7 protein-coding genes are annotated in these 13188 nt (G+C 62.0%); 3 read left to right on the top strand and 4 right to left on the bottom strand.

Annotated elements, in window-relative coordinates; all coding sequences use genetic code 11:
• Window positions 1-23: 23 nt before the first annotated feature.
• Together pheT and VFG26_RS03965 are read left to right on the top strand one after the other, a co-directional pair.
• Window positions 24-2456 (top strand): phenylalanine--tRNA ligase subunit beta, encoded by a 2433-nt coding sequence (gene pheT, locus VFG26_RS03970; protein WP_325022460.1) that lies wholly within the window; start codon window positions 24-26, stop codon window positions 2454-2456.
• A gap of 33 nt (window positions 2457-2489) precedes the next feature.
• Window positions 2490-3851, top strand: coding sequence for an NAD(P)/FAD-dependent oxidoreductase (locus VFG26_RS03965; RefSeq protein WP_325022458.1), 1362 nt, complete (start codon window positions 2490-2492; stop codon window positions 3849-3851).
• A gap of 108 nt (window positions 3852-3959) precedes the next feature.
• On the opposite strand, the gene VFG26_RS03960 is transcribed toward VFG26_RS03965, so the two are convergent.
• The 3 genes from VFG26_RS03960 to VFG26_RS03950 form a co-directional block, all read right to left on the bottom strand.
• Window positions 3960-5201 (bottom strand): lytic murein transglycosylase, encoded by a 1242-nt coding sequence (locus tag VFG26_RS03960; protein ID WP_325022456.1) that lies wholly within the window; start codon window positions 5199-5201, stop codon window positions 3960-3962.
• A gap of 98 nt (window positions 5202-5299) precedes the next feature.
• Entirely contained in the window at window positions 5300-6253 is a 954-nt protein-coding gene (mbfA, locus tag VFG26_RS03955; protein ID WP_325022454.1) for an iron exporter MbfA, read from the bottom strand.
• 144 nt (window positions 6254-6397) lie between these two features.
• The gene (locus tag VFG26_RS03950) at window positions 6398-6961 is read right to left on the bottom strand and encodes a hypothetical protein (RefSeq protein WP_325022452.1); all 564 of its coding nucleotides are present in this window, start codon (window positions 6959-6961) and stop codon (window positions 6398-6400) included.
• A gap of 169 nt (window positions 6962-7130) precedes the next feature.
• On the opposite strand from VFG26_RS03950, the gene lepA reads away from it, so the two are divergent.
• Window positions 7131-8933, top strand: a complete 1803-nt coding sequence (lepA, locus tag VFG26_RS03945) for a translation elongation factor 4 (protein WP_325022450.1) — start codon at window positions 7131-7133, stop codon at window positions 8931-8933.
• A gap of 34 nt (window positions 8934-8967) precedes the next feature.
• On the opposite strand, the gene VFG26_RS03940 is transcribed toward lepA, so the two are convergent.
• Window positions 8968-12993, bottom strand: coding sequence for an AsmA family protein (locus tag VFG26_RS03940; RefSeq protein ID WP_325022448.1), 4026 nt, complete (start codon window positions 12991-12993; stop codon window positions 8968-8970).
• Between the last annotated feature and the right edge of the window lie 195 nt (window positions 12994-13188).

Below are 13188 nucleotides of genomic sequence, written 5' to 3'. Positions count from 1 at the left end.
ATCCTCTGTACGAGACCTAGTTCATGAAATTCACGTTCTCTTGGCTGAAGGATCACCTCGACACGGACAAGTCCGTGGACGAGATCGCAACGACGCTGTCGGCGATCGGGCTCGAAGTCGAAGGCATCGAGGATCCGGCGAAATCGCTCGGCGCCTTCAAAATCGCGCGCATTGTGGAAGCCAAGAAGCACCCGAACGCCGACAAGTTGCAGATCGTCCAGGTCGAGGTCGCCAAGGGCGAGCCGCTCATGGAAGTCGTCTGCGGTGCGCCGAACGCCCGCGCGGGCATGGTTTCGGTGTTTGCTCCACTCGGAACCTACATTCCGGGCTCCAAAATCACGCTCGAGAAGAAGCCCGTTCGCGGCGTCGTCTCCAATGGCATGATGTGCTCGGCCGCCGAACTTGAACTCTCCGAGGAGAGCGACGGCATTCTCGATCTGCCGGAAGCATGGGCCGAAAACGTCGGCACGCCCTATATCGACGTTGCGGGCCTTAATGATCCCGTCATCGAAGTAAAGCTCACGCCGAACCGGCCCGACTGCACAGGCGTTCGCGGCATCGCCCGCGATCTGGCAGCCGCCGGCATGGGCAAGCTGAAGCCGGAGCCCAAACTCGGCGCCGTCGAAGGCAAAACCGAATGCCCGATCGACATCAAACTCGAATTCACCAGCGAAACCGCGAACGCCTGCCCCGTATTCGCCGGACGTCTCGTGCACGGCGTCAAGAACGGCCCCTCGCCCGCCTGGATGCAGGCACGCCTGAACGCAGCCGGTTTGCGCCCGATCAACGCCCTCGTCGACGTAACCAACTATATCTCGCTCGACCGCGGCCGGCCGCTGCACGTCTATGACGCAGCTAAGCTCAAAGGCGCCATTCGCGCCCGCCTCGGCAAAGCCGGCGAGAATTTCCTAGGCCTCGACGGCAAAGAGCACGCAATCGACGAAACGATGTGCGTCATCGCCGACGACACGGGGCCCCTGGGCCTCGGCGGCATCATGGGCGGCGAAGCCTCCGGCTCGACTGAGGCGACGACCGACGTCTTCATCGAAAGCGCCTATTTCGATCCAGTCCGCACGGCCGCGACCGGCCGCAAGGTCGGCCTGCAAACGGATGCACGCTATCGTTTCGAGCGCGGCGTCGATCCGGCGTCCGAACGCCCAGGCCTCGATCTCGCGACCGATATGATCATCCGCTTCTGCGGCGGCGAGCCGACGAAAGCGAAGATCGCCGGCAAGGAGCCGATCGAAAAACGTGTCATTTCATTCGACTTCGCACGCATCGAAAAGCTCTCGGGCGTGAAGCTCTCGAATGAAGAGATCTCCGATACGCTGAAAGCCTTGGGCTTCACCATCGAAGGCCAGCCGAACACCGCGAAGGTGACGGTGCCGACGTGGCGTCCCGACGTCCACGGCCCCGCCGACCTCGTCGAAGAAGTCGTCCGCATCGCCGGCCTCGACCGCATTCCCGCGACGCCCTTGCCGCGCAAGGATGGCATCGCGCGCGCCGTGCTGACGGAGAAGCAGAAGCGCGCCCGCCGCGCTCGCCGTCTGCTGGCCGCCCGCGGCTTCGTCGAAGCCGTGACGTGGAGCTTCATTCCGAAAGAACAGGCGATCCACTTCGGTGGCGGTTCGCCCGCGCTCGACCTAGCCAATCCGATCTCCGTCGAAATGTCCTCGATGCGGCCGGGCTTGCTTGCGGGCCTGCTGACGGCGGTCACGCGCAACCGCAATCGCGCCATCGCCGACGTCGCCCTGTTCGAACTCGGCCAGGCCTACCGCGGCGAGCAGCCCAATGATCAGTACACGAGCGCCGCCGGCGTTCGCGCGGGAACGGCACGGCTGACGGGCTCTGGCCGGCACTGGGACGGCAATGCCGCACCCATCACTGCGTTCGACGTCAAAGCCGACGTCTTCGCGGCGCTTGCAGCTCTCGGCCTCGATCCTTCGAAAGCACAGATCACCCGCGACGCTCCCGCCTGGTATCACCCCGGACGTTCCGGAGCGCTCAAGCTCGGCCCGAAAACGGTGCTCGCCTATTTCGGCGAAATCCATCCGGCGACGCTGAAGGCGCTCGACGTTGAAGCCCCCGTTTCCGCCTTCGAGATTTTCCTCGACGCCTTGCCACCCGAGAAGAAGAAGTCGCGTGCCAAACCGCCGCTTGCGGCATCCGACCTATTGCCGGTGACGCGAGACCTCTCATTTATCGTATCGAGAGACGTTTCAGCGGGCGATGTCGTGAAGGCCGCCGCAAATGCGGATAAGAACCTGATCCGCTCCGTCAACGTTTTCGACGTCTTCGAGGGCGGAAATCTGGCAGCTGAAGGCAAGAAATCCGTCGCGATTGAAATAACGATTCAACCTGCGACCGAAACCCTCACAGACCAAGCGATCGAGACGATAACCAAAAAAATAGTCTCGGATGTTACTAAGGCGACGGGCGGCGAACTGCGTTCCTAATGCCGCCGTCATGACTTTGCGCATGAGGCCAATATGAACACCCAAGTTGCCGCTACGATACCCGCCGCAGAAGCCGGAAAGAAGCACCTCCACCGAATTGTTATCGTCGGCGGAGGCGCGGCTGGCTTGGAACTCGCGACCCAATTGGGCCGAAAGCTCGGCCGCTCAGGCAAGGCTGAGATCACCCTTGTCGATCGGGCGCGCACGCACATCTGGAAGCCGCTCCTCCATGAGATCGCCGCCGGCAGCATGGACACCGGGCGGCACGAGCTCCCCTACCAGGCACAGGGCCACTGGAACGGTTTCCGCTATCGCTACGGCGAGATGATCGGCCTCGACCGCGCCAACAAGCGCGTCCACCTCGGCGCGACCTACGACGAAGACGGCCGCGAAATTACTCCGGACCGCTGGTTCGAATACGACACGCTCGTGATCGCGATCGGCAGCGTATCGCATGACTTCGGGACGCCGGGCGTTATGGAGCATGCGATCATGCTCGATACGCCGGAACAGGCTGAACGCTTCAACAGACGCCTGTTGAACGCCTGCGTTCGCGCCTACGCGCAGCCGGGCCCCATTCGGCCAGGACAGCTCCATGTCGCCATCATTGGCGCGGGCGCTACGGGATCGGAGCTTTCAGCCGAGCTGCATCATGCGGCTCGCGGCTTGATCGCGTTCGGCCTGGACAAGATCGACCCTGAGAAAGACTTCAAAATCACGCTGATCGAAGCCGCGCCACGAATCCTTCCGGCACTTCCCGAGCGCCTCTCCGAGGCGACGGCGAATATCCTGCGCGGCATTGGTGTCGACATCCGTGTCGGCAGCCCCGTGACAAAGGTCACGGCCGAAGGCGTCACGCTTGCCAATGGCGAGTTCATTCCCTCCGAACTCGTCGTCTGGGCAGCGGGCGTCAAGGGACCGGACGTTCTCTCGAAGCTCGACGGCCTGGAAGTGAGCCGCATGAACACGCTCGTGGTCAAACCGACGCTGCAGACGACGCGTGACGACAACATCTTCGTCATCGGCGATGCCGCCTATCTGCTGCCCGACGGCGAAACGGCGCCCATCCCGCCGCGCGCCCAGGCCGCGCATCAGGAGGCATCCCACCTCGTGAAGCAGCTCACGCGCCGTGTGAACGGCGAGACGGATCTGGCGCCGTTCAAGTATCGCGATTTCGGATCGCTCGTTTCGCTCGGCAAATATTCGACCGTCGGCAATCTGATGGGCTTCATCGAAGGCAAATCGCTGCGGATCGAAGGCTGGTTCGCGAAGCTGATGTACCGCTCGCTGTATAAGATGCACGAGGTCGCGCTGCACGGCTATCTCAAGGTCGCGCTAGATTCCCTCTCGCGCTTGCTGAACCGCCGCACCGAGCCACAGGTCAAGCTGCACTAAACGAAAAATCCCGAGGCCCAGCGCAACAGCGGGCCTCGGGACCATGCAATCTGCAAAAATCGAGCACGACAATCCCGGCCACCACGCCGGGATTTTTTATGTCCGGCGCTAGCTGCGTCCGCGCAGTGCCGTCAGCAGCTCGGCCGTCGGATAGCTGTCGGCCGGCAAGCCAAACTTGATCTGCATTTCTTTGACGGCCTTGCGCGTGCCGGCGCCAATCTTGCCGTCGATCTCGCCAACGTCGAAGCCGCGGCGCTTCAAAAGGCTCTGCAGCTCTTTGACCTGTTCGTAGCTGAGCGACGCCACATTGCCGCTCTCGCGCTTGAGGCCGGGCGCACCCGCCATGCGCGCCGCCAGATGCGCGGCCGTCATCGCGTAGGTCAGTGACTGGTTCCAATCCGTGTAAACGTGGAAGTTCTGGTAGGCGAGAAACGCCGGGCCATTGCGGCCCATCGGCAGCAGCAGCGAAGCCGGAAGTTCGTCAGCGGGAAGCTGCTTGCTGCCGGCGGCTTGGACGCCCCAGGCAGCCCATTGCGAGCGCGGCAGCTGGATTGCGAGATCCGCCTTATCCCACGGCAGCTCTTTCGTCACACGGACTTCTTCGATCCAAGGCTCGCCGCGCCGCCAGCCCATCTCCGAAAGGTATTTCGCCGTCGAGCCGATGACGTCGGCATTGCTGCGAATGAGATCGACGCGTCCGTCGCCATCGTAGTCGATACCGAGGTTGAGATAGTGGCGCGGCAGGAACTGCGTCTGGCCGAGCTCACCCGCCCACGAGCCGATCATCTGGTCAGGCGTAAGGTCCCCGCGCTGGACGATCTTCATCGCCGCTTTCAGCTCTTCGCGGAACATGTCGCCGCGACGGCAGTCCCACGCCAACGTCAGAAGCGAGTTCAGAACGGACAGCTTACCCATTCCGGCGCCGAAGTCGCTTTCGAGCGCCCAGAAGCCGGTGATGACCGCGCCCGGCACGCCGAACTCCTTCTCCGCACGGTCGAAGATGTCCTTATAGCGTTGCAGATAGGCGCGGCCCGTCTGCTCGCGGTTCTTCGTTGCGAGCTTGAAGTAGAATTCGGTGAAGGTCTGCGAAAAGAAACCCTGCTTCCGGTCCCGGCTGATCGTGCCCTGGTCGGGCGTCATCCCACCGATGGTTTCTTCGATGATCTCGGGACGAATGCCCTCCGCAATCGCCTCGCGCTTGAAATCGGCCAGCCAAGTGTTGAACGGCACCGTGTTCTGGCAATTGCGCTTGTTGGGCGGCGTGGGCGGCGCGGCCTCCGCATTGGCGGTCGTGGAAATACCCGCCAGCATGAGAGATGCCACCGTGAAAACGAGAAAACCTGCGCGCATGAGATGCCTTCGGCCATTGATGGTCGCCGGCACTTTTGCCAGCCGCCTGGAGAGCGTCAAGAGACTATGGCCTGAGTGAGGCCTAAGGCCCCGGTTCTCTAAGCACTTCCGATGAGAATACCTACCGCAAAGACGATAAGGCCGCCCACGACGACTTCGAAAGACGCGCGTAGAAACCGCGTTTCGCTAAATCGCGAGCGAATTCCGGCAATAATCCAAAGCTCGACGAACACGACGCACACGGCAATCGTCGTCGCTGTCCAGAAATCCGGAATGAGATAGGGAAGTGTATGACCAAGGCCGCCGAGCGCCGTCATCACGCCCGTGACCGAGCCGCGCAGCCACGGATTGCCACGCCCTGAGATCTGCCCGTCGTCCGACAATGCTTCCGCGAATGCCATCGATATGCCGGCACCAACAGAGGCGGCGAGGCCGACGAGAAACGTCTGCCAAGTGTTATGCGTGGCAAAGGCGGCGGCGAAGATAGGTGCGAGCGTGGAGATCGATCCATCGATCAGGCCCGTCAATCCGGGCTGTACGTATTGCAGCACGAATGAGCGGCGCGAGGCTTGATCTTCACGCTCCCGTTCTGCGTCGGTCAGTTCAAGGGCGGCGATTTCCTGCGCAATGCCGATGTGATTGTCTTCTGCCGCGATGAGATCGCCGAGCAGCTTGCGAATTTCAGCGTCGGACGCGCGCGCCAATGCGGACTGGTAGAAATTGCGCGTTTCGCGCTCGATCTGCTCGGCCTGACGGCGCACCTTGTCGATGCCGAGCGGTCGAATCATCCAGATAGGATCGTGGCGAACGAAACCCGCTACGTCCTGGCGGCGGATGAGCGGGATATGATCCCCGAACTTGCGGCGGAAGAGATCGATCAGCCAGCGGCGGTGCTCGTTCTCCTCTTCTCCGAGCTCCCGGAAGATCTTCGCCGACGCTGGATAGTCGGCGGCCAAGCCCGCCGCATAGTCCGAGTAGATCCGCCCGTGTTCTTCCTCCAGCGAAATCGCGAGCGCAAGAATTCCGCGTTGGTCGAGATCTGAAAACCTCATGCCCCCACCATAGAATTAGAATAATTCCAATCTATAGTGCGAGTGCACACGGATCAAGCCTTGTTTCGTGTCCGACTCTCTCAGCAAAAAGCGCCATCCCGCAAAGGACGGCGCTTGAAAATCTGGCTGTTCGGCGGGGGCAGGTTACCGCGAGCTGCCTTTGCCGCCGGAGGACTTGCCTCCCGTCCCCTGCTGTCCATCCGTCCACGTGGACATGGCCTGCTGCCAACCCTTCTGCCACATCTCTGCGGCCTGCATCCAGAACTGCACCGGATTGACGGCGCCGCTGCCGAAATCCGGAAAGCCACCGCCATTGCTGCTGGAGAACGGTGAAAAGCCGGAGCCCGGCCCGAATCCCGGAACGTTCGGGATGTTTGGGAATGACGGGAAGGAAGAGAACTGGCTGGGATTGCCCAGCGCTTTCAGCTGCTGCTCCCAGACCTCCATGACTTGATCGACCGCCTGGAGCTGCAGCTTCGACGCGCTCTGCATCTGCTTGCGGCTAAGTTCGACAAAATCGGTCGGCCAACCGAGCGATTTGGCGGCTTCCGCCATTTTGTCGAAGACAGCATTGCTGTTCTTCTCGCCGAGTTCGGCAAGTTCCGCCCGCCAACTGGCCATGGCATCGAAAGCCTGGGTGACGGCCTTCTTCGTATCATCCCCAAGCTTGGTAAAAGCGGGGTTCGACTCGAACGATGAATTCGCCATATCGGTTCTCCAGGGCGCCGGGAGCACAAGCGTGTGAGAAGATTTCTTGCACACTCCCGCCCCATACCGCCACTTATATCGACGTGCGGCGATCAAGCAGGCCTGACCCACCCCTAAGTCGCGTAACGCCCCTTTTGCCGGTCAGTTCCGGGTGCTATGAGCCCGCACCATGACAGCCATTTCACATATTCGAAATTTCTCGATCATCGCCCACATCGATCACGGCAAGTCGACCCTATCCGACCGCCTGATCCAGCTTTGCGGCAATGTCACAAATCGTGAAATGAAGGAGCAGATCCTCGACTCGATGGACATCGAGCGGGAACGCGGCATCACGATCAAGGCTCAGACCGTCCGCCTCGACTACCGGGCGAAAAACGGCGAGCTTTATCAATTGAATCTGATGGACACGCCCGGCCACGTGGACTTCGCCTACGAGGTGTCGCGGTCGCTCGCCGCCTGCGAAGGCGCAATCCTTGTCGTCGACGCGAGCCAAGGTGTCGAAGCCCAGACGCTCGCCAACGTCTATCAGGCCCTCGACAACAACCTCGAGATTCTACCCGTACTGAACAAAATCGACCTGCCGGCCGCCGACGAAGATCGGGTGAAGAAGCAGATCGAGGACGTGATCGGCATCGACGCCTCGGGCGCCATCGGCGTCTCGGCAAAAAGCGGCCTCAACGTCGAAGCCGTCCTTGAAGCCATCGTCGAGCGTCTTCCCGCCCCTCAGGGCGATCCGAACAAGCCGTTGAAGGCCATGCTGATCGACAGCTGGTACGATGCCTACCTCGGCGTCATCGTGCTTGCGCGCGTCATCGATGGCACCCTGAAGAAGGGTCAGCGCGTCAAGCTGATGGCGACCGACGGCACCTACCAGATCGAACGCGTCGGCATATTCCGCCCGAAGCAGGAAATGCTGGAGAAGCTCGGCCCCGGCGAAGTCGGTTTCTTCACCGCTGCCATCAAGGAAGTCGCCGATACCCGCGTTGGCGATACCATCACCGACGAAAAGAACCCGACCGCTGAACCCCTTCCGGGCTTCAAGCCGGCGCAGCCCGTCGTGTTCTGCGGTCTCTTCCCGGTCGATGCAGCGGATTTCGAAGATCTCCGCGAAGCGATGGGCCGCCTTCGTCTGAACGACGCCAGCTTCTCGTTCGAAACCGAAAGCTCGGCGGCCCTGGGCTTCGGCTTCCGTTGCGGCTTCCTCGGCCTGTTGCATCTCGAAATCATCACGGAGCGTCTCGAGCGCGAGTTCAACCTCGACCTCATCACGACCGCGCCGAGCGTCATCTATCACCTGCACATGAACGACGGCAGCGTGATCGACATGCACAATCCGGCCGATATGCCGGAAGTCTCCAAGATCGATCACATCGAGGAACCGTGGATCGAGGCCACCATCCTCGTGCCTGACGATTACCTCGGCGCCGTGCTGAAGCTCTGCCAGGACCGCCGTGGCCGCCAGAAGCAGCTCACCTACGCCGGTTCGCGCGCAATGGTGGTCTACGAACTCCCGCTCAACGAAGTCGTCTTCGACTTCTACGACCGCCTGAAGAGCGTCTCGCGCGGTTACGCGTCCTTCGATTATCACATCAAAAATTACGAAGAAGGCGACCTCGTCAAACTCTCCATTCTCGTGAATGGCGAGCCAGTTGATGCGCTCTCCATCATCGTCCATCGTTCTCGTGCGGAAAGCCGCGGCCGCTCGATGTGCGAGAAGCTGAAGGAACTCATTCCTCCGCACCTCTTCCAGATCCCGATCCAGGCCGCCATCGGCGCCAAGGTCATCGCCCGCGAAACGATCAAAGCGCTGCGTAAGGACGTGCTTGCCAAGTGCTACGGCGGCGACATCTCGCGAAAGCGCAAGCTGCTCGACAAGCAGAAGGCCGGTAAGAAGAAGATGCGCGAATTCGGCAAGGTCGAAATTCCGCAGGAGGCGTTCATCAACGCCCTCAAGATGGACGACAACTGACGGCTTGAATGTGCGGGAGCCAACAGGCTCCCGCTTACTGGAAGCCGCCGAGGCTCTTCATCACCTCGTCTGACGAGGTCCGCCGCGGCTGCTGTTTCTGCACCGTCGAGCGTGATGGCCGCACGGCCGGCTCGGGCTTCGGAACTGGCAGCCCCGTTTCAGGATCGACCAGAACGCTGCCCGTCGCGCCTGTCGTGTCTGCACCCGCCGCGCTGTCCGGCGTCGCGGGATCGACTGAAATCTTCGGCGTCAACGCGCCGGTGCTCGGAGCTTCAGCTGGCTTTGCCGCATCCTGAGGTTCTGCCTTTTGCGGCGCGGGAGTCGTCGCGCCATTGCCTCCAGCCGGAGGCACAGGTGGCGTCACAGCCGAAACGCCGGGACGCGGCTCGCCCTGGGGCGTCACAGTCCCGCTGGCGTCCGCTCCGCCACCAGGTGCCAAGCGTTCCGCTTCCTTCTTCTTCGCCGCAGCGATAGCGGCCGCGCGATCGGCCGCGACTTTCTTCCGGCGTTCCTTCTCGATCCGGGCACGTTCCTCGTCGACCCGCCGCGCCTGCTCGAGCTCTTCGACGTTGCGCTCCATCTGCCGGACGACGAGTTCGCGCTGGAGCGTGGCGACATCCGCCTTGATCGTCAGCCCGCCGAGATTGTCGAGCGGACCATCATAAAGCACCAGCACCGGGGGCAGCGGCCCCTTAGGTGCGGGCGGCGTCCAGTTCGCAAGCGGAATGGGCGGCGGCGGCAATGGCCGCGCATTGGATGTCAGCTGGAAGGCTGCATCCATGTCGAGCATGGCAAGATCCGCAGTGACGTTACCCTCGAGCCGCCCGTCCGGGCCAGCCAGTTGGAACTTCTCGAGCTTGATCGAGCCATCGGCGATCGAAACCGCAAAATCGCGGCTGCCGATCTTCAGCTTCGACGCATTGAGAGCGCCAGCGAGGCCCGCCGCTAGCGACTTCTGATCGTTCGCCAACTCTCCGGCAAGCACGTCGTCCACGATATCGGCGACCAGCGACGGCGATGGACCGGGAAGCTCCGCATCGACAAACCTTGCCGTGCCCGCGCCGGTCATGACCGCGACGAGACCGGCCGGGCTTTGCGCCCGCGCCTCCGCTTTGAGATCGATGGTCGCCGTGCCTTTGCCTGCCGCGCTCACGGCAGACAATTTCGCCTGTTCGAGCTTCAGCGTCGAATTGAAGGCAACACCGTTCGACGCCTTCTCAAAACGAACATCGCCGGTAAGCTGCCCACCGGCGGCGACTGCCTTGAGATCGCTGACCACGAGCTTGCCCGGCGCGAGCGTCAGCGTCAGCCCGCCATCGTGACTTGCGATACCCCCGCTCAAGTCGAGCGTTTTGAAAGCGACTTTGAGCGTCGCGTTCGTGTTGCCAAGCGCCGCGAAATTGAAGAGCCCCTCAGGCCAGATGGGTTGCGTATCCGCAGCAGCATCCTCGGCAGCATCCGATCCAGGCTTAGCTGGAACTTCGGGCCGCGCATCGGTGACCGCCGCCAGCAAACTCTGGAAAGCAACGCGATCGGCATCGACAGTGCCCGTGACTTCAAACGTCTCGGGCTTCGGCATCACAACGAGGTTGCCCGCAAGGCTAGACGTTCCGAGCTGAATATCGCGCGCAGCAACCGTCCAAGCTGTCCCCTCGCGGCCGATTTGCAGTGAACCGTGGGCCGCAACATCTTCGGCCCCACTCGGCAGCGAAATCCCGGCAGAGGCGAGCGCATCGCTGAATTGCGACGCCTTGAAATCGAGCTTGCCGTTGAGTGCCAGCACGGCATCAGCAGGCCACGCGGTATGCCCGGCAAAGCTCATAGTGAAGTCGGGCGAGGTGATGTCGACGCGCGCTTCCGCGTCCGACCCGATAACGCCGGATGTCACGAGCGACGCGCGCGCCGGTTCGTCATCCTCAGCGCTCATCTGGCGGGCAGCCACTTGGGGACGCCCGAGCGTCGCGAGCAGTGAGGGCAGAGACGGCGCATTGAACGAGGCGCGGATGCGGCTCGGACGGGACCGCCAGCCCTGCAGTCCGCCATCGAATTCCGCCGCGCCGTTGAGACTGCCGCCGTTCACAATGCCATCGAAGGTCACGTCGGTCGCGGTGGGCGATCTCAGACCCAGCCGAATCAGGCCCCCGATCTTTCCGTCCTTCAGTCCCGTGAAGCGATCATCCCCAAACACGCTCGAAAGACCGGCCTGGCTGACGAGATCTTGCATGGCCTCTGGCGTCGCGCCCACGAGATCGAAAGCGAACGTGCCCGACGGCCCGCTATCCCGTCTCAGAACGCGGCCCTCGAGTTCGATTGACAGCCCGTTCTGAGTTGTGAGCTTCGCCACCGGCAATTTGATCTCGCGGCCCTCGATCGCGAACGAGACATCCACGTCCCGATAGGTCATGTCGCCGTCGGTCAGCCGATTGGCGATGACGCGCAGCCGGACGTCCCCAGGTAGAACATCGTGCGGCTCCTCCGCGCCTTCCACCTTTTCCAGGCCGAGCGACCGGCGGAACTCGCTGTTGAGAGCGGCGGCAATCTTCGGGAAAACCTCACGCGTATCGAGATCGGCCGCCTGCAACGTCAAATCCGTCTGCTGCCGCTCGCCGCGCAGGATTTTCAGTTCCCCAGCAAGCGCCCGTCCCGAAAGATCGCCTGAAGCATCCGTCAAAGCGAAATGCGTATCGTCGGCTTCAAGCCTGCCCGCGGCCGAATAAGGGCCATCAGCATCGAAATCGATTGGCACGCCGGATTTCTCCGCCCACGTCTTGAGCCGTCCGAAACTGCTGCCGCCAATGAACGCATTGCCCGAGAAGCTGAACTTGCCGCCGTTGCTCTTGAGATCCCCCGCGAGGTCAAGCCGCGATCCGCCAGGCAAACTCACCTTGAAGGTATTGAGATGCGTGACGTTGCCCTTGCGAACCGCATCCACCGACAAGCCGCCCGCGTTCTCGCCGCCGACTTTCACCTGCTCGAGATTGATCTTCGCCGTTGCCGTGCTGTCGCCCGCAACCGATTGCATCAAGCCACCGGTGAGTTGCTTCAGCTTCTCGAACGACGCGCTTCCCTGCCCCGCGCCGGCCAGCCGATCGATGTCGAGCCACTTCGACTGAAGCGCAATGTCGAGCCGCGGCGATGCCGTCCAAGCAGCGACCGCCGATCCGGTAATCGTTTGTGCGGCCGCAGCGTCGTCGAGGGTCAGTGCCAGATTGTCGAACTTTGCGCGCAGCGGATCGGCGGTGACATCCGCTTTGAGATCGAGCAGCGGCGGCGCCTTCGCTCCTTGAGCTGCTTGTCCGCTGCCCGGAATGGCGAGCTTCCCCGTCCACCGTCCCTTGAACGTCGGCTTGTTGCTCAAGTCCGAAACCCGGCCATCGAGCATATAGGATGTCGGCGATTTATCCCCACGGGCCGAAAGCTTCAGTGCAAACGCACCGTCAGGCCCGGGAACGTCGGTCGCGAATTTCACGTCATGTTGGGCACCCGCCCAGGAGACCGCGCCCTTGAAACGAAAGGGGCCCCTGAGACCATCGGCTGAGAGCTCGCCGTCGATCCCCTCCAGCAATGCGATGCGCTCGGCAGCGGCGTTGTAAATCGAAATCGCGCCTTCCGTCAGCCGCACCGAGCGCAGTGCCACATCGCGCGGCACGAACGGCAAATCGCCGGGCTTTAGCTCGATATTGGTCCAATTCCCGCTGCCTTTGTCATCGACGGCGAGCGTCAAAACCGGCTTTTCCAGCTCGACTTGTGTGGCCTCCAGCACGCCGCGAAGCAGCGCCGGGCCCGAAAGCCACATCGTGAAGCTCTCCGCGCGGACGAACGGCTCGCCCGTCTGGCCCGTCAGGTTGGCGATGCGAACTTTCTCGAAGCGGACGTAGGGAACGGGAAGCAGTTTCAGGTTGACTGAACCGCCGACGCGGACGTCACGGCCCAAAACCTTGGAGGCCTCTTCCTCGAAGACGCCGCGAAATCCATTCCAGTCGACAAAATTGGGTACGGCAAAAAGCGCCGAGAGAACAACGACCAGAAGGCCGCCAAAATATAATAGCCCGTTGTTCATGAACGTCTCTTTGAGCCGCGCCTGAAACGCAAAGCACCATGGCGGACATCATCGGAATAACGTCCCTGCCTTGTACACCTGTATGGCACGGCAGAAGTTCACTCTGAACTTGAAATTTGGCTCAATTCGAACGGGCGCGTGCCCAATTGAAGCCGCGCGCCAACCAACCGGCTTCCTGATCTTAGATCATAAGCT

This window comes from Hyphomicrobium sp. (genome assembly GCF_035687085.1).
GTDB lineage: Bacteria > Pseudomonadota > Alphaproteobacteria > Rhizobiales > Hyphomicrobiaceae > Hyphomicrobium_B.
The sequence above is the reverse complement of the archived record's forward strand: the minus strand, read 5'-3'. Positions and strand labels throughout refer to the sequence as shown.